The sequence below is a fragment of the Gaoshiqia sp. US2 genome (genome assembly GCF_059705485.1).
The window spans coordinates 4,173,693-4,196,613 of sequence record NZ_AP048550.1 but is presented as its reverse complement, the minus strand read 5'-3'; the positions used below and the strand labels follow the sequence as shown (position 1 = coordinate 4,196,613).

The 22,921-nt window shown below is 45.3% G+C and carries 18 protein-coding genes, 1 tRNA gene and 1 pseudogene; 13 read left to right on the top strand and 7 right to left on the bottom strand.

Translation table 11 applies throughout. The annotated features are described in order from the left end of the window. Position 1 precedes the first annotated feature (1 nt). The 8 genes from AC6H3C_RS16650 to AC6H3C_RS16615 all read left to right on the top strand — a co-directional run bounded on the left by AC6H3C_RS16650 (position 2) and on the right by AC6H3C_RS16615 (position 9,850). Positions 2-352: a hypothetical protein gene (locus tag AC6H3C_RS16650; protein WP_497516539.1), complete on the top strand. Its 351-nt coding sequence runs from the start codon at positions 2-4 to the stop codon at positions 350-352. 10 nt (positions 353-362) lie between these two features. Further along, entirely contained in the window at positions 363-4,121 is a 3,759-nt protein-coding gene (locus tag AC6H3C_RS16645; protein ID WP_497516538.1) for an eCIS core domain-containing protein, read from the top strand. 12 nt (positions 4,122-4,133) lie between these two features. Further along, complete coding sequence (locus AC6H3C_RS16640; protein ID WP_497516537.1) at positions 4,134-5,111, top strand: tetratricopeptide repeat protein; 978 nt, start codon at positions 4,134-4,136, stop codon at positions 5,109-5,111. Between the two features lie 11 nt (positions 5,112-5,122). Next, the gene (locus tag AC6H3C_RS16635; protein WP_497516536.1) at positions 5,123-6,439 is read left to right on the top strand and encodes an ATP-binding protein; all 1,317 of its coding nucleotides are present in this window, start codon (positions 5,123-5,125) and stop codon (positions 6,437-6,439) included. Positions 6,440-6,455: 16 nt separating this feature from the next. Then, complete coding sequence (locus AC6H3C_RS16630) at positions 6,456-7,337, top strand: tetratricopeptide repeat protein (RefSeq protein WP_497516535.1); 882 nt, start codon at positions 6,456-6,458, stop codon at positions 7,335-7,337. Between the two features lie 60 nt (positions 7,338-7,397). Beyond that, positions 7,398-8,186, top strand: coding sequence for a hypothetical protein (locus AC6H3C_RS16625; protein WP_497516534.1), 789 nt, complete (start codon positions 7,398-7,400; stop codon positions 8,184-8,186). A 73-nt stretch (positions 8,187-8,259) separates the two neighbouring features. Then, positions 8,260-8,745 carry a hypothetical protein gene (locus tag AC6H3C_RS16620; protein ID WP_497516533.1) on the top strand — a complete coding sequence of 162 codons (486 nt, stop codon included), beginning with the start codon at positions 8,260-8,262 and terminating at the stop codon, positions 8,743-8,745. A 73-nt stretch (positions 8,746-8,818) separates the two neighbouring features. After that, entirely contained in the window at positions 8,819-9,850 is a 1,032-nt protein-coding gene (locus tag AC6H3C_RS16615; RefSeq protein WP_497516532.1) for a patatin-like phospholipase family protein, read from the top strand. Positions 9,851-9,868: 18 nt separating this feature from the next. On the opposite strand, the gene AC6H3C_RS16610 is transcribed toward AC6H3C_RS16615, so the two are convergent. After that, positions 9,869-10,519, bottom strand: coding sequence for a response regulator transcription factor (locus AC6H3C_RS16610; protein WP_497516530.1), 651 nt, complete (start codon positions 10,517-10,519; stop codon positions 9,869-9,871). Between the two features lie 205 nt (positions 10,520-10,724). After that, entirely contained in the window at positions 10,725-12,530 is a 1,806-nt protein-coding gene (locus tag AC6H3C_RS16605; protein ID WP_497516529.1) for an SLC13 family permease, read from the bottom strand. Positions 12,531-12,770: 240 nt separating this feature from the next. Here AC6H3C_RS16605 and AC6H3C_RS16600 point away from each other — a divergent pair. Together AC6H3C_RS16600 and AC6H3C_RS16595 are read left to right on the top strand one after the other, a co-directional pair. Next, positions 12,771-12,846 (top strand) — tRNA-Lys (locus AC6H3C_RS16600). 171 nt (positions 12,847-13,017) lie between these two features. After that, positions 13,018-13,653: an IS91 family transposase gene (locus AC6H3C_RS16595; RefSeq protein ID WP_497516528.1), complete on the top strand. Its 636-nt coding sequence runs from the start codon at positions 13,018-13,020 to the stop codon at positions 13,651-13,653. A 298-nt stretch (positions 13,654-13,951) separates the two neighbouring features. Here AC6H3C_RS16595 and AC6H3C_RS16590 read toward each other — a convergent pair whose 3' ends face one another. From AC6H3C_RS16590 to AC6H3C_RS16580, 3 genes are all read right to left on the bottom strand, one after another. Beyond that, on the bottom strand, positions 13,952-14,263 hold the full coding sequence (locus AC6H3C_RS16590; RefSeq protein ID WP_497516527.1) for a nucleotidyltransferase domain-containing protein: 312 nt from the start codon (positions 14,261-14,263) through the stop codon (positions 13,952-13,954). A 29-nt stretch (positions 14,264-14,292) separates the two neighbouring features. Continuing rightward, a complete protein-coding gene (locus tag AC6H3C_RS16585) occupies positions 14,293-15,228 on the bottom strand; it encodes an IS982 family transposase (protein WP_497516243.1) in 936 nt (311 codons plus the stop codon). Positions 15,229-15,295: 67 nt separating this feature from the next. Continuing rightward, on the bottom strand, positions 15,296-15,712 hold the full coding sequence (locus tag AC6H3C_RS16580) for a HEPN domain-containing protein (RefSeq protein ID WP_497516526.1): 417 nt from the start codon (positions 15,710-15,712) through the stop codon (positions 15,296-15,298). A gap of 628 nt (positions 15,713-16,340) precedes the next feature. On the opposite strand from AC6H3C_RS16580, the pseudogene AC6H3C_RS16575 reads away from it, so the two are divergent. The 3 genes and pseudogenes from AC6H3C_RS16575 to AC6H3C_RS16565 all read left to right on the top strand — a co-directional run. After that, a pseudogene (locus tag AC6H3C_RS16575) lies at positions 16,341-17,177 on the top strand (reverse transcriptase domain-containing protein); the annotation flags it as partial. A gap of 172 nt (positions 17,178-17,349) precedes the next feature. Continuing rightward, the gene (locus AC6H3C_RS16570) at positions 17,350-17,724 is read left to right on the top strand and encodes an ISAs1 family transposase (RefSeq protein WP_497516525.1); all 375 of its coding nucleotides are present in this window, start codon (positions 17,350-17,352) and stop codon (positions 17,722-17,724) included. 360 nt (positions 17,725-18,084) lie between these two features. Then, positions 18,085-19,248 (top strand): IS4 family transposase, encoded by a 1,164-nt coding sequence (locus tag AC6H3C_RS16565; RefSeq protein ID WP_497515873.1) that lies wholly within the window; start codon positions 18,085-18,087, stop codon positions 19,246-19,248. Here AC6H3C_RS16565 and AC6H3C_RS16560 read toward each other — a convergent pair. Further along, on the bottom strand, positions 19,163-20,635 hold the full coding sequence (locus tag AC6H3C_RS16560; protein ID WP_497516524.1) for a glycoside hydrolase family 28 protein: 1,473 nt from the start codon (positions 20,633-20,635) through the stop codon (positions 19,163-19,165). The genes AC6H3C_RS16565 and AC6H3C_RS16560 overlap by 86 nt on opposite strands. Positions 20,636-20,653: 18 nt before the next feature. Beyond that, entirely contained in the window at positions 20,654-22,729 is a 2,076-nt protein-coding gene (locus AC6H3C_RS16555; RefSeq protein ID WP_497516523.1) for a beta-galactosidase, read from the bottom strand. Positions 22,730-22,921: the final 192 nt, after the last annotated feature.

Sequence of the window (22,921 nt, the reverse complement as noted above, 5' to 3'; positions counted from 1 at the left end):
TATGAAGGATACGGCAACCATCGAATTACTGGTCAGTTCAAATACCATTGAACAAGAGAATTTGCCGGATTTCCGCATTGGCTTGGGTATTGTCAACAACGAAAAAGTTGAGCTTCATTTTAATGTATCAGAAACAAGTTTATATATCAATTCAAAGCGAAATATCGCCTGGGATCTGGCTGTGCAAAACGGAACAGTCGTCAATTTCAAGGTTCCTCCCGGACAACGAAAATCGGTACAGTGGCCGTTAGGGAAGGCTTTTTTTGAAGCCACCGGAACGTATTTGCTGGAATTGCATTGGAAATCAGTGATATTGAAACAAACAGTGAGGGTGTCGGAAGGTCCGGTATAAAATAGTCGCTATGTTTGCTCCGAAAGAAAAAAAATCTGCTTCTCATGCCTCGTCCTCCGGATTGGGTTTAACGGATATGCCTTTTTTTCAGCCTCGCCTGCAGGTAGGCCAGCCCGGCGATAAATATGAAGTGGAGGCCGACAACATAGCCGATCAGGTGGTCAATCAACCACAGGCAGAAAATCAGCCTTTTTTTACGCCATCAACTTCTCCGGTCATAAATTCGGGGCATTCAACTATGGTTCAGCACAAACCCCTGTCCGAAAGCATTAGCCCGGTCGTTCAGAAACAGGAAGATGAGGAAATGATGCAGATGCAGCCTGTTGAAGAGGACGAACTGATACAAAGTCAGTCGGAAGATGAAGAGGAAATAATTCAGCAGCAGCCCACCGAAGAGGAAGATTTTATGGCGGAGAAAACGGGAAATGTCATTCAAAAGCAGGAAGAGGAAGAAGACAGCCTGCAGATGCAGCCTGTTGGGGAAGAGATTACAGGGAACATTGAGGAAAATGAAGAACAGGTACAAAAGAAGGAGCAGGAAACCGTTCAGTTTAAGTCTGATGGAAACAATGAAACTCCGCCCGGTTTCGAAAACAGCCTGAGCAACAGTAAAGGCAGTGGTTCACCATTGCCCGGAGGGGTGAGAAATCAGATGGAGGCGGGTTTTGGCTCCGATTTTAGCCATGTGCGTGTTCACACCGGCTCGTCAGCCGTTCAGATGAACAAGGCGGTGGGGGCGCAGGCCTTTACCCACGGGAGCGATATTTATTTCAATGAAGGAAAATTTAACCCGGGCTCCGCATCCGGACAACACCTGATTGCCCACGAGCTAACCCATACCGTGCAACAGGGAGCCTCGGTACACCCGAAGATGATTCAGAAGGAAGGGGAGGACGAAGGGGAATCTCCATCCAATGAATACTCTTTTACAGATGGGAGAAGCCGTGAAGAATATTCAATTAATACAGTCAGTCGGACCGCGATTATTCCTACAGTTGGAGTGCCAAGATTTAAAGTTCCCTTCGGCCCAAACTCTCAATTTGATTTACCGGTAGGAGGACCGCAACGAGAAAATAATCACATTCCGGTGTGGGAGCAGGATGCGATGTCAGGTTCCGGGTTTACTCAGGAATTTGATCGTAAAATTCAACAGGACCACGCACCTGATTTAATGTTTAATGGTAGTCCTATATATTACTTGACCCTGAAGGGGGGAACTGCAAGGCAGCGAAGGGGACAATCTGAAGGTGATGCGGGTGTGATTTTCGGTAGCCAGGAAACTATTAAACGGCGAATATCCAGGCCTTACTGGACCTCGTCCGGGCAATATAAACCACATGATGTTGATCATAAAAGAGAATTGCAATTGGGAGGGGGAGAGACGGATTTACAAAATTTGTGGATGCTTGAATCTTCTGCAAACAGATCATCCGGTTCACTCATAAATAATGAAATTACCCGTCGCATAAGGGTATTACTTTCCGGATCATCCGATCATTTGCAATCTCCGCCAAACTTAGATACGGTTAAGGATACCTATACAATTACGGTAAGCCGAGGCGTCACTGCAGGACAAAACATGAGTTTGAACAGTGATGCTGATCCCAATCAATATTGGTCGTTGGATAGTATTAAAGAAGGAAGACATTTAAGCGGGTTAAAATTCTTAACGGAAGCAGAGGTGGAGGCTGCCGGTTTAAGAGGTAGTCCGGATGAACTATTATTATATTCCAATGCCGTTGGCGGACGTGCAATCAGGATACCTTGGGATGAATCGGCCAGAAATGCCGGAAGAAAAGACGGACTTGGAGGACTCGATTTATGGATTGGGAAGCGGGGTGGCGCTAATCTTCGAATTGATAGTGTTATTTATAATTCATCGGGAGAAGGAGGAGAAGGCCAGGGAGGGAGCGGGGCAGTTGTTTGTACTGCATTTCCAGGATCAGGCGGAATGATTCGGGAAAAAACAAATCTGGCTTTTACAATAAACCCTGCGCCCGGAGTTTCTTATGGCGGTGTTATTTCTAAGCCAAGTGTGCTTCAGGCAGCTCTTCATGCGTTGGAACTAAAACAATTAAGTCCGATTACTTTGAATGAAGCGGAATTGGATGATGATGTTGGATTAACAGCTACAGGTACAATCGCTCCAACTGTTCCTTTTATTGGAAATGCCAATATCAATGTTGTCATCAATGCTGATGGGGTAAGAATTAGTAAAATTTTTAGTGCCAGTGATTTTAATTTTCCACCGCCGTTTATAATTAATAATACAAGTTTAGAAGTTTTTGCAGGAACCCGAGGCCTTGGCATCCAAGGTCGCGTCGATTTCGGCATTGAGCATGTTGGCGAAGGTCATATCGGCGCTGCTGCATCAACCTCGGGTGGGTTTGAGCTGGAGGGCGCTTTTAACTTCGATTCCGAATTGTTCGATCCCGCCCAAATCAATGTCGAATACAAAGACAATGTCTGGACAATTGGCGGGACCATCGGCATCCCCGAAGGCAAGATCAGGGGTGTTAAAAACGCAACGATCACGGCTACTTACAGCGAAAATACATTCTCGGCTTCGGGCGAAGCAGAACTGGATATTCCGGGTATCCGGCGGGGAAACATGGAGGTTACCTACAGCGCCGAGGGATTCTCCATTGGCGGCGAGTTTCAGTTGAGTGAAGATATTCCCGGAATCAGGAGCGGAAGCGTGTCGGCGACCATTTCAAAACAAAACGGCGAAGAAGGATACAACGTCCGGGTTTCGGGTACGGCCGAACCCGACATTCCCGGCGTCGACAGCTCGCTCACGGTGACTTACGATAACGGGGCATTGACCATTGAAGGCTCGGCCGCTTACAGCCGGGGAATGCTTTCGGGTACCGTAAATATCGGCGCTACCAACCGGACTATCGGAGACGACGGGCAGCCGTCGGGCGATCCCGACGATACCATGCGGGTGTACGGCGGAGGCAGCCTCACCTTAACGCTTACCCCCTGGTTGCAGGCAACAGCCGGCGTTAATTTCCTCCCAAACGGCGAAATCGAGGTGACCGGGCGCATCGGGCTTCCCAGCAGCGTTGATGTGTTCGACCGGAAATCCATCGACCGTAACCTGTTTACCATCCCCGCTGTTGAAATACCCATTTTCGCGATCCCGTTAGGACCCCGAAGTATTGGTCTGGTTGCACGGATTACCGGAGGTTTGGATTTTTCAGCCGGTTTCGGGCCGGGGCAACTCCGTGATTTGTATGCCGATGTGACTTACAATCCCGACCGTGAAGAGGAAACAACGATTACCGGGCACGGCGAATTTGCCATTCCTGCAGATGCCGGCCTAACCCTGAGGGGAGACCTGGGACTGGGTGTCAGCGTTGGGATCGCCAGTTTGACCGGTGGTATTGAAATTGCCGGAACCCTCGGACTGGAAGGGGAAGCGGCTGCCGAGGTCGATGTAAACTGGAGCCCGCAAACCGGCCTGGCGCTCGATGCTACCGGACGGATTACCGTGAACCCGAAGTTTACCTTCGACGTAAATGCCTTTGCCCGTGCCAGCCTCGATCTGTGGGTGACGTCGATCTCCAAAACCTGGCGCTACAACCTGGTTTCGTTCTCCTGGGGGCCCGACATACAGTTTGGAATCGTATTCCCGGTGCATTATCGTGAAGGCGAACCGTTTGATATGTCGTTCGACGATATAGAGGTCATTTACCCAGATCTGGATGTGGTGGAAATGGCGAAAGGACTGGCACGTGATGTGAAAGACCGCATTTTTGATTAAATTGTATAAAAAATGGACAAAGTGGTTGAACAACTGAACAATGAGGGGGTCAGGTTATTCTTAAAAGGCGATTTTGAGGATGCAAAAAACAAATACCTGGAGGCCCTGGATTTGTTACCCGGCTACCCGGCTACCCTCAATAATCTGGGCATGGTGTTTTTACAGGAAAAAAAGTACCATGAGGCGGAAACCTGTTTTCTGAAAGCCAGCCGTGAAAAAGAAAGTTCCACTTATCGGCTTAACCTGGGACATGCCTATGCCAACCTTAACCGTCTGGAAGAAGCGGAACAGTGTTATTTGAAAAGCATTGAACTTAATCCCGATTCGCTTATGGCCTGGAAAAGTCTGGCTTCGTTGTATCAGTTTCAAAAAAAATATCGCTATTCCATCAAGGTTTGGCAGAACATCATTGAAAATTACAGCCGCGAATCAGATTATATCATCCAACTGACAAAAGATCTGATTGCTTTGAAGGAGTACAATCAGGCCCTGTCGGTACTCGCCGGGGCTTCGGATTACGAACAATACCACGACCAACTGTGGTACTATACTGCCTTGATTCATTTTTACCAAAATAATTTTGGATTGGCCGAAACCGCAGTAAACAAGGCGATCGCCATGAATCCCGGCAACGAATCCTACCGGATGTTGGCTGCCGCTGTTTACCTGGGACTTTCGCAACCCGGCAAAGCCTTATTCCAGTGGAATTACCTGCTGGCTGAAAACGAAAACCGGCATCATGTGCGGATTGATAAGGCTGTAACCCTGTTGGCTCACGGCTTTCGGCAGGAAGCCTTACATGAATTAAACCTGGTCTTGTCAAAAGACAGCGCCCAGGTGAAAGCATTGTTCTACAAAGCGCTGACTTTGATTGAGGCGGGTACGGACGAAAAGGAAGCAACCGGCATCCTGACTGCTCTTCAGACGGGCGATCACGGATTTGCCGCTAAAGCCTCTGAATTATTGTCAAAATTGAAAAATAACAGTTAGAATAATGTCTTATGAAGTTAGATCAGGTGATTTCATTTTTAGATAAAGCAATAAAATACAGGTTGGATCTGGAATTCGGGAAACAACCGGCTGAACCCCAACCCTTTGATTTTGATGCCAGTTCATCGGAACTCCTCCGGTTTGTGCTCGAAAATCGTTTATCGGGTCACGAGTTGGTTACCTTGTTGCTGGCACTTGTCCCCCATATCGATCCGGGATTCCTCAATTCGGTGGTTGGCGGCTATTTGCCCAATGGCGGCGATTTTCCGGAGTTTGGCGGCGTGAAAGGGAAAAATCATCGCGGCATCTTACCTACCGGCGAAACGGTTTTATTTATCCTTGCCGGAAAAGACATCGAAAAGCGGATTGAAGTATCCAAACTCTTCGACGAGAGCCATTTGTTTTCAAGGCAAAATGTGCTTTCTCTTGAACGAACAGGCGAGGGAGAACCCCGGATGAGCGGACGCCTGGTGATGGACGAAGAATATGTTGACCTTTTTACTACGGGAAAGATATCAAAACCCAAACTGAGCAGCGATTTTCCGGCCGAATTGATTACCACCCAACTGGAGTGGACCGACCTGGTGCTTCAGGATAAAACATTCGCCGAAATCAAAGAGATTGAAACCTGGCTGAAACACAACGATACGCTGCTGAATGAATGGAAGATGAAAGGCAAAATAAAACCCGGTTTCAGGGTGCTCTTTCATGGCCCGCCCGGAACGGGTAAAACCATGACAGCCTGCCTGTTGGGTAAATATACCAACCGCGATGTATTTCGCATCGACCTGTCGATGGTGGTTTCGAAATACATCGGCGAAACCGAAAAAAACCTGTCGAAATTATTTGACAAAGCCGCCAATAAAGACTGGATTCTGTTTTTTGATGAAGCAGACTCCATTTTTGGCAAGCGTACCAATGTACGCGATGCGCACGATAAATATGCCAACCAGGAAGTATCGTATTTGCTGCAACGTGTCGAGTCTCACGCCGGGCTGGTCATTCTGGCGTCAAACCTGAAAAACAACATCGATTCTTCCTTTACCCGGCGGTTTAACTCAATTATTGAGTTTGAAAATCCGGGAATTGCCGAACGCGACATGTTATGGAAAAATTACATGCCATCTTCCGTCTCTTTGGACGATAAAATCTCATTAAAAGAAGTGGCCAGGAAATTTGAAATTACCGGAGCCAACATTGTGAATGTGATTCATTACGCCGGGTTAAAAACCCTTGAGAACCAATCGACAACAATCTCTTACAACGATCTGATGAATGGAATTCAGAAAGAATTTATAAAAGAAGGGAAAATGATCCGTATGGATTAACTGAAAAAAACTAAACATGAACTTATTACGAATCAGTTTGGATGCCGTTACCATTGACGGCCTGACGCTGTACCAAAGTATTTTATTGATTTTGGGATTTTTGGTATTTCTCGCCGTAGTCATTTTTATCCTGGTAAAAATCGGCCAAGGGCAAAAGATGCCAAAACAGGCGTTTTTATTGGTCCTGATCTCAATCCTGATGATTGCCTTTCCCGGGATCAACAAAATTTCTTTTATGGGTTTTTCGGTTGAACTACAAAAAGAAATTGAACGGCTCAAAGATGATCCCGCCAATTCGGATGCGCGGGAAAACCTGATCGAAATGGTTTCGAACAGCGATGAATCAGTGATCTATTCACCTAAAAATCTGACCCGGATGGCCGAAGCCAAAAACATGCTTGGCGATTATCCTGCCGCTATTCGCGATGCCGAAAAAGCCTTGCAGAAGAGCCCGGGATATGCTCCGGCCCAAAACGTTCGGACCATTGCCGAAACCGGGCAGGCGATCAATGTACTGGAGCGAAATCCGGACGATCACCGCGCGATCATGGTTTTGGAACAGAATGCGAGGATGCTGGAACGTTTGCCTGTTCAGGATAAGTATACCGAACTACGGATTGCGGAGGCTAATCTGCTGACCGGGGAAACGATGAAAGCCAGAGAGCGGGCGGCGACCGTCCTGGTCAATAGTCCGGATGATGCGAAAGCGGCTGAAATTATTCAGTTGACCGAAACCGCTGAAAACATTCAGCGGGTCAGGGAAAACCCCACCGATACGATGGCCCGGTTAATGGTGCAGGAGGACATCAAAAGTATGGAGACACAACCAAGCAGATCAGCGACCAAGAGTATTCTGTCTGAGAGGGCCCGGAATTCACTCAGGATGGTTGATCCATAAACCCGCGAGCGGGGAATACCGGGAAACGTTTTTATGCCAATCATCAAAATAGAGTAAAGCATGTCGAAAGTAAAGTTTACCCAGACCCTAAAGGACGAATATGTTCATCTGTTCAATCATTGCCGCATTGCCGGGGATAAAGCCGGCGCGGTAGAGCAGATCATCCGTCAACTGGAAAATAATCAGCCGCGTTACGCGCAGGTGGCCGCATTGTTAAATATACCCTGGTATTTTATCGCGGTGGTTCACAACATGGAGTCGTCGCTGAATTTTGATCGTCATTTGCACAACGGCGACCCGCTAAGCGGACGAACCATCCAGGTACCGGCCGGTCATCCCAAACAGGGACATCCACCCTTCATCTGGGAGGACAGCGCTGCTGATGCCCTGAAGCTACGAAACCTGCACCGCTGGACCGACTGGAGCGTAAGCGCCTTGCTTTATCAGCTCGAAGGCTACAACGGATGGGGCTACCGCCTGTATCATTCACACGTGTTGTCGCCATATTTGTGGAGTTTTTCCAATCATTACACCAGCGGAAAATATGTGGCCGACGGCACCTGGTCCGATTCAGCCATCTCAAAACAATGTGGGGCCGCGGTGATCCTTCGGCGGATGCTCGAGATGAAAATAATTGAAATTGAAGAAGAACGTATCGTAGCTGACGCGGAATTACCTCTGGTGTATTACTCGCCGGATGGAAAAACGGAATATGGTGAAAAGTTACAGCAATTCCTAAACCAGTTTCCCGGCGTTTTTTTAAAGGAAGACGGCTGGCCGGGAGAGAAGACTTCAAACGCGTTTAAAGAAGTCACCGGGTATTATTTACATGGCGACCCGAGGGCATAAAGCCGACAACCGCATGATCTGAATTTAGCGATTTGAATGATTACGAAATATTTAACCCTTAAAATGGATAACGATGAACAAAGAAGAGAGAAAAGCCAGAAGAAAAGAGAAGAAGGAGCAGCGGAAAATGCAAAGGGCTGAAAAACAGGAGCAATTTAAATTGCTGGTAAAAGCTGCCGAGCAGGTCGATATTCAGGTTGATCTGGATGGATCGCCAAAGTTTGTCGATGTGTTTAACCAGGTATGGCCTGTTCTGCAACCGGCGCTGAACTATCTGAAATTACTGTCCATTACCGGGCCCAAAGTGGATCAGGCGTTGCAATTTGTAATCGACCTGGGAGTCCGTATTTCAACCGGTTCGGCATCCGAAGAAGAACAAACAGAATTTATAAAAAAACTGGATCTTGTTTGGGGCCCGTTAAAGATCGGCTTGGGAATTGCCAAATCGTTTACAAACGATAAAGTGGATGATATTTTGGACAAAATCATCGAAATCGGCGATTGGGTAACCGACAACGAAGATAATGGCAAAACGGATGAACAACATCCGGATACATGATTTCTTTGATAAATGAGATTTTAAGGTTCAGGAATTTTTGATAACTAAACAGATTAACTTTAAATTAAATACAATGGCAGCACAATTTCGCAACCTGATATTCGAGGGCGGTGGGGTGAAAGGAATCGCCTACATCGGCGCCATGCAAATCCTGGAGCAGCGCGGCATGCTTTCTCCGATAAAGCGTGCCGGAGGCACCAGCGCCGGCGCGATTAACGCCCTGATATTCTCCCTGGGGTATAACATCCGCGAACAGTTGGAGATTATGGAATCTACGAATTTTAAAGAATTCATGGACAATTCTTTCGGATTGATCCGGGACATCCGGCGTTTAGCTAAAGATTTCGGGTGGAATAGAGGCGACTTTTTCTCGAAATGGATCGGAAACCTGATCGAAAAAAAATTGGGAAGCCGCGATGCCACCTTTGGTGATCTGAAAGCTGCCGGTTTGCCCGACCTGTATGTAATTGGCACCAATTTGTCAACAGGTTTTGCCGAGGTTTTTTCTGCTGAGCGTCATGCCGATATGCCGCTTCACAAGGCCGTACGGATCAGCATGGCTATTCCCTTGTTTTTTGCAGCTGTCCGGCACGGCGACCGGGACGATGTATATGTTGACGGCGGTGTGATGCAAAATTTTCCGATAAAACTTTTCGACCGCGAGCGCTACATCGATATGGACGAAGAAAGCGGGGCCGCCCGAAATACGGAATATTACAACAAGGAAAACGCGAAGCTTTCGTTAACCAATCCCGGCAGGAGCCTGTATGTTTACAACCGTCAGACCCTGGGTTTGCGGCTCGATTCTCAAAAACTGATCGCTGCATTCCGGTATAACGAACCCCTGGAGGGAAAACCAATTAAAAATTTCACCGATTATGCCAGGGCCCTAATGAATTCCATCATGCAGGTACAGGAAAATCAGCATTTGTATGACGACGATTGGCAACGGACGGTTTATATCAATACGCTTGATGTAAAAGCAACCGATTTTAAACTGACGAATGAGAAAAAGAAGGCCTTACTGATCCAGGGGATTGATGGAGCCGAAAATTATTTCAGCTGGTTTGATAACCCCGACGAACATCCGGTAAATCGGGTGTAAAAGTGATTTCTTCCCGGATCAGATAATCATTGCCTTAACAGCTTCTTTGATTAATTCGGCGGTGTTTTTGGCATTCAATTTTTGTCTCAAATGCTTGCGGTGGGTAATGACCGTCGTTTCGCTGATATTCAGTTTATCGCCAATGATTTTCGCAGAATCTCCATTGGCGATATACTTTAACACTTCGGCTTCCCTGGGCGAAATATTACTGAGAGGTTCTGCTTTTCTTTTTTGCTTTTTTATTTGGATAATCCCCGCGATCCGGCCCGGGGGCAAAATCAATACATACAGGTTTACATCAATCCATTCTTTTTTCTGGTCCTTGATGCGGAATGAGAAACTTTTTTCGAAATCGTTCAGGTTCTCATCGTTCAGTTCTTTTTTCGATTTGATAAATTCAATCAGTTCGCTTAAAAAATTCGAATAGTCTGACGGGTAAATCAGGTTTTTAAAGAATAAGATACTGTCGTGAAACAGGCCATCACAGTCGAGACCGGTTATTTCCCTGAAAGCCGAGCTAACATGCCGGCATAGATCTTGCTCCAGGTCGTAAACAATATCAAGCTCTTTTGTTTTTAACTTAAAGCGTTTAAAAAAATGATTTAACTGTGTTTTTTCGTCAACTAGTAGTTCTTCAATTTCATCACCAATTGTCTGGTATCCCTTCATGATGTCCTCCCCTATAAATTATCTTGAATTCTATCTGTTAATCTCGTAACTAAATCTTAAAACGGGCAATACGTTAAAGTATTTCAGGGTTTGGGTTATTGTGGTTTTTTAAAGGCAAATCAAATGCATGACCTAATATTAATCATGGGTGATCACGATAAGTGACCCCTCTTTTTTATGTTGTTTAGCATGTTTTTATGAAGGGCTAAAACGGCCAGATAAGTGGCACTAAAATGATGGAAATAATAAATGCCAGAATGTTCAGGGGCAAGCCGGTTTTCGTGTAATCGACAAACTTATAATTTCCCAGACCTTGCACCAGGAGATTTGTTTGATAGCCGATTGGCGTGGAAAAACTGGCGGAAGCGGCAATACAAATTGTAATGAAGAAGGGTTTGGGGTCAACATGTAATTGCAGGGCAGCCGCATAGGCAATCGGAAAGATAAGTGCAGCAGCAGCATTGTTGGTAATCACCTCTGTAAAAATGGAAGTAATCAGGTAAATGGTAATCAAAACGCCGATTGGTCCGAAGGATTTTGAGAAATTGATGGCTGTTGTCGCGATCGAATCAGCGGCTCCGGAGTTTTGCAAGGCTTTACTGAGCCCGAAAGCACAGGCGATGGTGATTAAGGTATCCCAGGAAATGGCTTTCGTATATTTTCGGTTTGGCAAAATATTAATCCAGGTCATCAGTACGGCAACAATGGCGGCAAAGTAAAACATGTCGGGTTTCTCGCCATTGATATCGGGCAGGTAACGCCCGACAGTGGCCCCAACAATCATTAACAGCACCAGCAATAAAGCGAATAGTCGTTGTCCGCGGTAGCGGGGTGGGGGTATTTCTCCGATAAATGAAGTCAGGTAGAAACTTTTTGATTCACCCCAGTTTTTGATGAAATTTTCGTTGGTGAGCAAAACCAGGCTATCGCCGTCTTTCATCCTGACAGAGCCAACGTTTGTTGATATGGTTTCTCCATTCCGGTAAACCGCAAGTACCTCAGCCTGGTAGTGACTCAGAAAGTCAAATTCGTCGATGGTTTGGTTTATCCCCGGGAAACGCGGGGCGATGACCGCCTCAATCTGTTTAATATCGGTGCTTTTATAAAATTTACCAAAGCCCTTCATCGCTTTCAGATCCAGTTGGCGATGTGTGATCAGCGGGACCAGCGCTTCCGATTTTACGGCAACAACGAGCTTGTCATCCTGTTGAAGTTCAAATTTTCCTTTGCGGGTATCAATAATAACGCCTTCGCGTTCAACCGAATGAATGATCACATCTTTGAGTTGCTGTGACCTTCCGTTGTTTAATACCTCGCCAACAAGAGAACTGTTTGACGAAAGGGTTGCATCCAGGAAATATTGTTTGTAATCCAGGCGGTTTCGCTTGTTATTATTCTTTTTACCCGGTAATATTTTGTGCCCGATAAAAGCCAGGTAGATAAAACCGCCCAAAGCAATCCAAATTCCCACTTTACCCAGTTCAAACATATTCAAACCCTTCAATCCGTTATCCAGCATCAGACCGTGAACGACCAGGTTTGTCGAAGTTCCGATTAAGGTGCAAATTCCTCCCAGAATGGTGGCGTAAGACAAAGGGATTAGAAATTTTTGAGGTGACAGGTTCATTTTTTCAGCCCAGTTTTTTACCATAGGTGCAAAAATGATTACGACCGGCGTGTTATTCAGAAATGCAGAAATCGCCGAAACAGGGATCAGTATTTTGGCCAGCATGACCGGCATCCGCCCCCGTCGTCCCGGGAGAAAAGCCCGGGCAACAATATTCAATGCACCGGTTTGTCTAACACCTTCACTAACCAAAAAGAGCGCTCCAACCGTGAGCATTCCTTTGTTTGAGAAGCCGGCCAGGCTCTCCTGCGCGTTAACTACACCCGTTGCCATTAAAACAACCAATGCCGAAAACAATAACATCCCCGGCCTCATCAAGTCAAATACCAGGGCAATAATCATAATTACGATAACGGCAAGGACGAAGTAACCTTCAAAAGTCATAACGGCTGTTTTGCCAGCAAAGGTAGGCTTATTTACTTAGGCTGGTATGGAGTAAAATACTTATTTCGCTACTGCCTGAAGTGAAACAAGAATCTGGACGAAGATTAATTATCTCATTATCTGGATAAAATTAAAAAGAAAAGGGGAAAAGCTATTTTTTTGTGCTTTTTTGTTTTGTATTTTTGATTTTTCCCCTACTTTTGCACCGCCTTTAAACAAAAAGGCAATAACAATAAGGATGACTCAGTAGCTCAGCAGGTAGAGCACATCCCTTTTAAGGATGGGGTCCTGGGTTCGAATCCCAGCTGAGTCACCAATTAAGAAGTCAAAAAGACTTAAAAGCACTTAAATCATAGATTTAAGTGCTTTTTTATTTTGCGGCAGACACCAAAATATTCAAGAAATTGCAAAATAAAGTGTATTGGTGACATATCCTTTCAGTCCATTCCGGGCACTGTCTGCTTTAAACTTTTCGTAGTCAATTGTAATGGCGATATCACCGGTACACCAGCTGAGCGAAGCCTTTAAAGCGAAGTTCCTCGACAGCCTTAAACGGGCCCTGCGAAAACAAAACGAACTTTCCCTTTTCAACGAACCCGTGCAGCAGGCTTATCAAACCAAATGGGTAGTTCACTGGGAGCCTTCGCTGGCCAGCGCCGAACATGTAGTCAGATACCTGGGGCAATATACCCACCGGGTGGCCATTACCAACCAGCGCATCCTGAACATTGCCGGTGGAAAAGTAACCTTCGTTGCCAAAGATTACCGCGACAGGGCCGTCAAGAAGCCCGTTACCCTTGATGGTGTGGAGTTCCTGCGGCGGTTTGCTTTGCACATCCTGCCCCGGCGGTTTGTCAAGATCCGGCGCTTTGGTATATACAACCACACCGTAAAACGGAACCTTCAATTACAGTTTGTTTCGGAAGAAAAGCCCGACATTGACGCGCTAATCAAAAAGCAAAAACCTCCCGAAACCAATGTTGAACGGTTTGCAAGGCTGACTGGCATAAACCCCTGCCTTTGCCCGGTGTGCAAAACCGGGAAGATGATCGCTGTAAGAGAACTGCCACGCATCCGGTCTCCGGCATGGGGCCAGTTGAACAAACCGGTAACACAATCATAATCAACAACTCCAACTTGCGTTCCCGCGCAACCGGGAGAGGTATGCCCCGTTACCGGCAAAAACGGCAAAAAAACAGGGCATAGCCATCAACGTGCTTGTGTCATTGGCGTGAAAAAGCACAAAAACCTGTCATACGTCAAAGAACCTCAGGCCGCTTTCTGCCTGTTTTATTTTAAAAAAATCAATAAAAACCTGCGGTAAGTGCATAGCCCGGGGCCCGGCGGGTGTAGTCCAACACACACTCATCGCTGGGTCTTGCAGACCGCTCAGAGTCCGATTTATTGGGCGTTCGTGGTTATTATCTTATTTCAATCCCGGTTTTCTTAATCTCATGAACAAAAGGATTATCAGAAATCAAATCCTGCTTGGATAATGGATGCGGTTCGATCCTTGAATCAAACTTGGATGCTAATAACATCAATTGGACTTGAATATCGAATTTGTCAGAATCCTTGAGATTATCAATAATCAATGCAATATCAATGTCACTTTCAGGTCTTTGATTATTTTTAGCAAATGAACCAAAAAGATAAGCTGTCACAAATCCTGGAGTTTGACTTGCTACTGTCGAAATATATTGTCTAATTATATTATCTGTTTTTTTATCCATTGCCTGTTAATTTTAACGTGAGTTTTGGGTTAAGCGACTAATGGTAAATAGTTCAGGAATAAATACTCCCGGAACCTTATATTCTTATTTTTAACCGATGGTTTATGGTCAAGGAACGAGTATGCAGCAAGGCCTGCCAGGACATTGACCATCGCATTTACCGGGCTTCTGTGTCTTGAATGCTCTATATCACAGATATGCTTTAGCAGATCGATGACCGATTCGATCACCCCCCGGCTTTGCAGCCACCTCTTGTCTTCGAAAAACATTAACTTATTTTTCATGTTCTTTTTGGTTTTTGTAATCAACAGGAGCCCTTGTCTTGCCAATGCTTCCCGGAGCTTTTCACTAATGTAGCCTTTGTCCCCGAAAAGCTTTCCGCACAGACCTTTACATAGCTTGACGCCCAATTCAAGGTTGTTGTCCGCCACATTTCCGGGGGTTATAATGAAGGAAACAATCTCCCCAAACTGGTTGATGGCCAAATGCAGTTTCAAGCCAAAAAACCAACCTGTCGAGGTCTTCCCCCTTTTGGCCAGCCCTTTAAAAACCTTGTGCGAATGTATCCGCAGGTTATGGCAAACCACCAGTTTGGCCGAATCAATGTAATAAGTTCCGGTAACTGCCCCCATCCTGCAGGCCAGCAAAAAACAAAAAAGGTATAGCAGCATCCTGGGTTTGAGTTGGACAAAACGGTTGTAGGAAGGCAAGCCTGGAAAATAGCCTTTCAGGTGTACCTCTACAAAGTACCTGTAATAATATTTGAAACATTTGCTCCCCTGTAAATGGTAAAACATTTCAACGGCCATCATCTCACTCATTGATAACCCGCAGGGGACTTTGGATTTTTTGTTTTGCAATACCACGGGTATTAATTTATGCTCTATTTCTTTCTCAAATTGTTGGCAGAAATCATCGGCACAACAAAAAATTTCAATTAATTTTAGTTCCAAATTTTCTGTCATGGGAGCTTTGTTTTATGTTTTGCACTTAAAAGCTCCCATTTTTTTAAATACAATCTCTATTGAACTATCATAAGTTATTAACTAATAGCTGTTTATATCCAAAACTCACGTTAATTTTAAGGTTTTCAATCCATGTTGCAGTAAATTCTGGTGTACATTTTTGTTGAAAACTCATTTTATAATCGTCATACCGTGCATTAATATTGAATGCTGTAACAGTTACTAAAAACAATCGCTGATCATCAGTTAATTCCATATTACATTTTTCTGCAAGTCGCAGCAGATTATGGATAAAAGGTGGATAATCATTATTTATTTTGACGTAAAGCGCCTTTAAGAGTTTTTCAATCATTAGATGGCCTACAAATAACGCCCAACTGAATTTTTTACTTTCATACATAGTAATCATTGTATCAAAGTCTTCATCTGAACTATCAGACCAATACTTAATCAGCTTATCCTTATCAAAATCCTTTTGTTCCATTTTTCAAAAGTACAAAATTTTCACTTAAGTCCTTAAGATACATGGGTGTGTCCTTTTTTACCATGACGCCCCAACGGTGGTGGTATGGCCAGTAAGGGATTGCGGGCGATTTCCTGTCAAGGTACACAAAAATTGAAGCGGGCTACAACCCTCCGCTTACCACTGAAACCCTTATTGGCTATATGGCGTGTGTGTGCCCTGCATAAGCAGCGCGCACACTTGTTGTAAGCTGTTGAAAAAGTTTAAAAATACAAATAAACTTTACATAGTAGCAACACAACAAGTGTGTATTTTCCCGGAGGGTGTAAATCCCTTATACGCTGGGGTAACGCCCGGAAGTATTAGCAAGTGGCAAGGTGGTTTTCCGTGAGGAATGCACTGAAGGAAGTCAAACGGCAAAATCCGGTACTGACGAACAGGAATCTGATATGAGGCTATTAAACGAGGATAAGCAAGCACATCATTGTAACGTCCGACGAACGCCAAAATCGTTTTATAGTAGATCAGGCAGGCATTGGAGGAAGGGAAAAGCTTTTACCAGGGGAGATCTCACCGTCCACGTGTTGGCTGTGGTGAGAAGTCATCCGGCAGCTGCCGGACATAGTAGCAGCCGGTAACGAGCCGATGAATGAATCGGAGGACTCACCGAGGTAGTGAAGGGCCGAACATTAAGATGTTCCAAATTCGTCAGGGAGGCATTGCCAGCCCTGTCTTAAGCGGAACAGGGCAACCGAATAAAACGAAAACGGGAATGATTGAACAGGTACTCAACCGAAGGAATATGATGCGGGCTTACCGTCAGGTGGTGTCGAACAAAGGTTCGGCCGGCGTTGATGGTATGCCGGTGAAGGAACTATATGCCCACCTGACCAACAGGGAGCAGATAGAATCCGATATCCGGCAAGGGAAGTACCAACCACGAGCCATTCGAGGGGTGGAAATCCCCAAAAGCAACGGGAAGACCCGACTACTGGGTGTGCCTACCGTAACCGACCGGATGCTTCAACAAGCCGTTGGTCAGGTTTTAGCTGTCAAATTTGAGATGGAGTTTGAAGATTACAGCTATGGTTACTATGGTTTCCGGCCTAACCGCAATGCCCGGCAAGCCGTACTCAAAGCGCAGGAATACATCAACTCGGGCTATCAGCACATTGTTGATATCGACCTGAAAAGCTTCTTTGATGAAGTTGACCACTGTATTTTACTGCAATTGATCTACAAGAAGGTCAAATGCCCGCTCACGCTACGGCTGATCCGCAAATGGCTGAGAGCGCCGATTCAAATTAACGGGAAACTTGTCAAACGCAGAAAAGGTGTGCCACAGGGAAGCCCGCTTAGCCCGCTGCTGTCCAACATCATGCTACATGAACTGGACAAGGAACTGGAAAAGCAAGGATTTCGCTATGTCCGCTATGCCGATGATTTTAGTGTGTACACCAACAGTAAAACGGCAGCCCGCAAGATTGGCAACAGCATTTTCCTGTTTCTAAAGGATAAGCTGAAACTGCCCATCAACCGGGATTGGATAAAAGCGGCATCCGTAGACCTGTCAACTTCAAGGTGCTGGGATACGGATTCGTACCCACTTACCGAAAAGGAGAGAAAGGCAAATACCAACTGGTGGCAAGCGAAAAGAGTTGGAAATCGCTCAAATAAAAGGGCTGAAAACAATTTTCCGGATCGATTCTCAAAGGGTTATCAAGTCAACCGGAGAAACTTCCCGGCAAACAAGATATTACATATCAAGTCTGGAAGCCCAGGCAAAACAGTTCAACACCTGGACACGCAACCACTGGGCTATCGAGAACAACCTGCATTGGACTTTGGATGTAGTCTTTGGCGAAGATCAATCCAGAAAAAGAAAAGGTTATGCCGCCCAGAATTTTAACACCATACGAAAAACAGTCATGGCTTTGCTGGTAAACGAGCAACATTGGAAAGCCAGCAAAAAGAGAAAAAGATCAAAAGCTTTACAGAACGAAAAATACAGGGAAACTTTACTCAAAATTTAAATGCGTTTGCCCTGTATTTATCACCCTCTTTTACGATACCAGAGCCGTGAGCGTTAACCTCGTTATAATTCTGGTCGAACCAGTTTATCCCGCTATGAATAGCCTGATATCTTTCCTGTGCCACAGCATTTTGGAATATAAAACAGCTGAGCATCATCTGAAAAATGATAAAACGTATTTGTTTCTTTGATAACATCTTGCAATTTTAAAGGTTATTCGGCTTTAAAATTCAACACTAGTGTCTATTAATTTTTGTTAAAATGCCTCATATCTGTTTTATGCACAGCATGCTAGCTTTTCAAAACCTTGTCGCCCTTTTGAAATTTGTTCCTTTGTACTCAGGTACAAATTGGAACAAGTATGAACGTTGGCAAATATGTTTTCGCACAGATTGTGGAGTTTCTCCCGAAACGTTACTTCGAACGACTGGTAATAAAACACAAAGACAGGACAGTCAGAATGGCACCATCCTACTGGAGCCATATGCTGGTTATCATGTACGGCCAGCTCATAGGCTGCCATAGTCTTAGAGAACTCACAGATGTCACTATTGCTCATGCCAAAAGATCTTTTCACCTCGGGTTTGGAAAGGTTCCCATCAACAGAAGCGTTCTTTCCAAAGCAAACAGCCTTAGAGACCATGGGATCTTTGAGAAGTTTGCCTTTTACATTGTGTCTATTGCCCAGGCCAAACGTATCACCAAAGAGTTTGAACTCCACGGAAGGTTCTATGCCATTGATTCCACTACCATCGACCTGTGCATGTCGGTCTTTAGATGGGCAAAGTTTAGGAGCACAAAGTCTGGCATCAAGATTCATACCCAGATTGATATTGCCACTGAAATACCGGTCTTCTACAGAATCAGCCATGCAAATGTGCATGACACCAAGTCTATGGACTGGTTTACATACGAACGGCACGCTTGCTATGTGTTTGATAGAGGCTACTTTGATCTCTCCAGACTCTACGCAATTGAGCTGGCCGGAGCTTTCTTCATCATACGGGAGAAGTCCCGCCCTGATTATGAAATTACGGAAGGAGATGACATGCTTGAAGGAGATGACAATGTCCTGCGGGACCAAACGGTTAGGTTTACAGGAAAGCGAAACAGTGGAAACTATCCGGTTTCGCTCAGACGCATCGTATTCTATGCCCCTGACCTTGGAAGGGCCTTCACCTACTACACCAACAACTTCTACCTCAAAGCAAATGAAATTGCTCTTCTTTACCGTTACAGATGGCAGGTGGAGCTGTTTTTCAAATGGATCAAGCAGCATCTCCGTGTCAAATCCTTTTGGGGAGAATCCGAGAATGCGGTCCGCATACAGATACATGTCGCCATCATCACGTACTGTCTTGTCGCTATTATTGAACACGACCTCAAACTGGGCAGACCTGTTGTGGAGGTCATGCGTATCCTTGGTAATTCCCTGCTGGTCAAGGATCCCATTCAAGAACTCTTGGCTCCGAGGGAAAATAAGGCCTATGATGATAGCGATTGCCAACTGCATTTGGACTTCTAATTGAATTAACATTTTTTAATAGACACCAGTGAAAATTCAATACCTTTTCTTTAATATAACTTTGCCCGGAGACGGTATCTGCATGCACTCCTTGCAGGGTTATATTTCTGACAGGCAACTCCTCTTGCCCCAGTATCCGGCTGACAAATTCAACATGACCGGCGTGCACATTCGTCAAATGAATGTCACTAATGGGCGTTAAATGGCGTTCAACTGTGGGTACCAGGTTTCTCCATTGATAAAGCACATCCGTTTCAATCCCAAGAATGCCATACCTGATTTTACCAGAGGCTGTGTTTTGCATATAGATGTTTCGCACATATCCGCCTCTTCGCTCATTGGTTTTTAAAAAAAGCAAATGCATTAGGTCTGCCCCTTCAACCACCCTGCAACTATCAATCAAAACATTCTCAATCCCACCAGAAAGCTCGCTGCCGATGGCAACCAGTTGGTGCCCGTTTTTTACGGTAACATTGCGAATAACAATATTTTTTGAAGGCATGTCCAATCGCCAGGCATCCTGGTTTCGCCCCGATTTTATGGCGATAGCGTCATCACCATAGTCAAAGACACAATTCTCAATCAATACATTCTGGCTCATTTCGGGATCCACTCCATCGTTGTTGTGACCATGGGCGTATACGTCGATGTTGCGGATAACGACATCCTTGGAGAGGTAGGGATGGATCGTCCAAAACGGACTGTTACGGATTTTAACTCCTTCCAGTAATACGTTCTCACACCGGTTGAACTGGATAAACTGAGGTCTGAGGTTTGCCGTATCGTTCACCATTTGCCGTTCCTCTACCGGGTGGTTGTATGAGGCCAGATTGTAGAGCCGTTTCAAACTATTCATGTGCCCCGATGGCCGGCCAAACCAAGTTTTCCAGTGGTCCATCTTCGCTTTCAACGTACCTTGTCCGGTAATGGCAATGTTCTCGCATTCCCAGGCATAGATCAGCGGCGAATAGTTGTAGCATTCCATCCCTTCCCAAGTAGTATGCACGGGTGGCAGGTAATCCTCCGGGTTATCAGAAAACAGCAATACTGCCCCCTTTTCCAAATGCAAATTGACATGGCTCTTCAAGTGGATTTTTCCGGTCAACCATTCGCCCGAAGGTATGACCACGATTCCACTGCCAATTTTGGAGGCCTCCTCTATGGCGTGTGCAATGGCATTCGATATTTTTTGCTGGTTGCCCTGTTCTGCACCAAAGTCGGTGATCACAAATTCTTTACATCCGGAAAAATCAGGAATCGTGGTGGCCGGCATCTCAAAAGGCGTCTCAATCTGGATCGTTTGTTTTCCAACCTGCGCCGGTTTGATTGTGCATGAAAACATGGCAATCACAAGACCTATGAGAAGTGTAAGTTGTTTTGCGTTCATTGAACTATTTTTTTAAGATTATTTAATTTTCCAAACCAGTACTCCTGCGGTTGGTATGACTTTATTGCCGATTAATACTTCTGCATTTTCCGGAAGATCCATTCTGTAGTCTTTGTCCGTATAATTCATGGCAATGCCAAAGCCATCACGGTATTCCACCAAGACACCCGGGGGATAGTTCTCAACCGCAATGTTCAATCGGTTATAAACTTTAGAGAGAACGGCTTGCTCCAAATCGCCCTGATTGCTGTCGGCACCCACATAAGTCACGGTTCCTTTTTTCATTGGGTGAAAGGTCACTGCGGTTTTCCCGGTATAAAAGTCGCCGCTGTAAGTGGCCCAACTTTCGGCACTTTCAGACGGGATCAAAACGTCACCCCAGCTGGTCCAGGCAAATCGTTCTCCACTCATGATAACTGTATCCGCAGCATATGGTTGAAGTAAGTCGTAAAATTCGATCTTTCCTCCAATTAATTTATAGATCGGCTCAGCATGTTTTGTTTCCCACAGATGTCCCAGCTCATTTTGATGGCCTGTACGACATGACATCACCAGATTGCCCCCGTTTTCAACATAAGCAGTAAGCTTCTTCATCAGTTCCAGACTCATCTGCTGGTAGGCCGGAACCACAATCACCTGGTACTTTGAGAAGTCCATCGTATCGCGAATAAAATCGACCGGAGCGCCAAATGATTTTAATGCCTTATAGTATTTCAGAACATGACCTTCGGTATCCCAAACCGTCGTTTGTTTGTTTTGGTCGATGGCTACGGTATTGTCAGGATCGTAAAGAATGGCTGTTTTTCGTTTCAAATAATATTGAGGAACTTGCCCCAAGGTTGAATTACTGCGCAACAGATTGATTTCATCGATAAATTGCTGATATTCCAGTCCGCCAGGCGTTGGCGTAATACCATCCGGGCCAACAATGCCATAGTGATACTGTTCATAGCCATAAATTGGGGCACGGAAGCGGTAGGTGCAGGTAAACTGGCTTCCGCCGGCAAAAACATGCCAGAGCCACAAGTGCACCGCCCCCGGAAGGGGCTGCGAATTAATCGTTCCCCAATTCACCTGACCCGGTTGCAATTCCATGACACCATACAACGGCGTGAGTGGTCTGAAATAGTCGTTCGCCATGGCAATCCGCGAATATTCGCCAATCCGATAGCCTTTGCGACCCATTCCCTTGTGTTCTCCATACACCATATAACGGGTGTAGGTGATAAAGTCCAGTTCCTGACTGGCCCCGATAAAGCGGGCATCGTACATCGGAATATAGTTGGTGGTGATCCATTGGTCAACGCTGGCATATTGACGGATAGTTTTGACCTGTTCGTCCAGAAAGGAAGCTGTTTCGTGGTCGCAAAAACGGCTGTGATCCAAACGCTGGTATAAGTTCATTCCCCATTGCTGATGTTGCGGAATATTGATTTCAGAAAAATCGCTGTAGGTGCCGCTCCAAAAGTTGGTGCCCCAAGCTTTATTCAAGGTATCAATGTTTATGTATTTGGCTTTCAACCATTCGCGAAACCGTTTTTGAGCATCTCCTCCGTAATCAACGGTTGAACGAGGTTCATTATCCAGTTGCCAGCCAATAATTTGTGGATCATTTCCGTAGTGTTTTGCCAATTCGGCAATCATCTTTTGAGAATAGGCACGATAAAATTCGTTGGAAAAGGAGGCATGCTGGCGTGATCCATGATCATATTGCGTACCATCTTCCCGCATGACCAATACATCGGGATGCTCACGAACCAACCAAACCGGTGGAGTGGCCGTGGAGGTACACATAATGACTTTTAGCTTGTGCTTGGCAGCCAAAGTGACCGCTCGATCCAGCCAATCAAAATCATAGACCCCTTCTTCGGGTTCCAGTTGCGCCCAGGCAAACTCGCCAAAGTGGGTAAACTCAAAACCCATTTCGGCCATCTTTTTTAAGTCCCTGTTCCATTGAGACTCGTCCCAATGCTCGGGATAATAGTAGGCACCCACGGTGGTTAGGTCTTTCTGGGGAAAATATACATTCCTATCCTGAGCAATTCCGACACAGGCCAAAAAAAATAAAAAGGTAATCAGTAATATTTTTTTCATATCACAACATTTAGTTTTTCGCACTTATTAATCGATCATAACCTGAATAATTCATAAACTTTAAAAAGGTGAATATTTGATTTTTTCAGCCGTGGGATTTAATAACCCATATGCTGAAAAGAAAATTTGTTGTCTGCGATTGTTTTCGATTGGTCATTTTAGAGGTTGGCCTGTTTAGTTTTAGACCAAAAA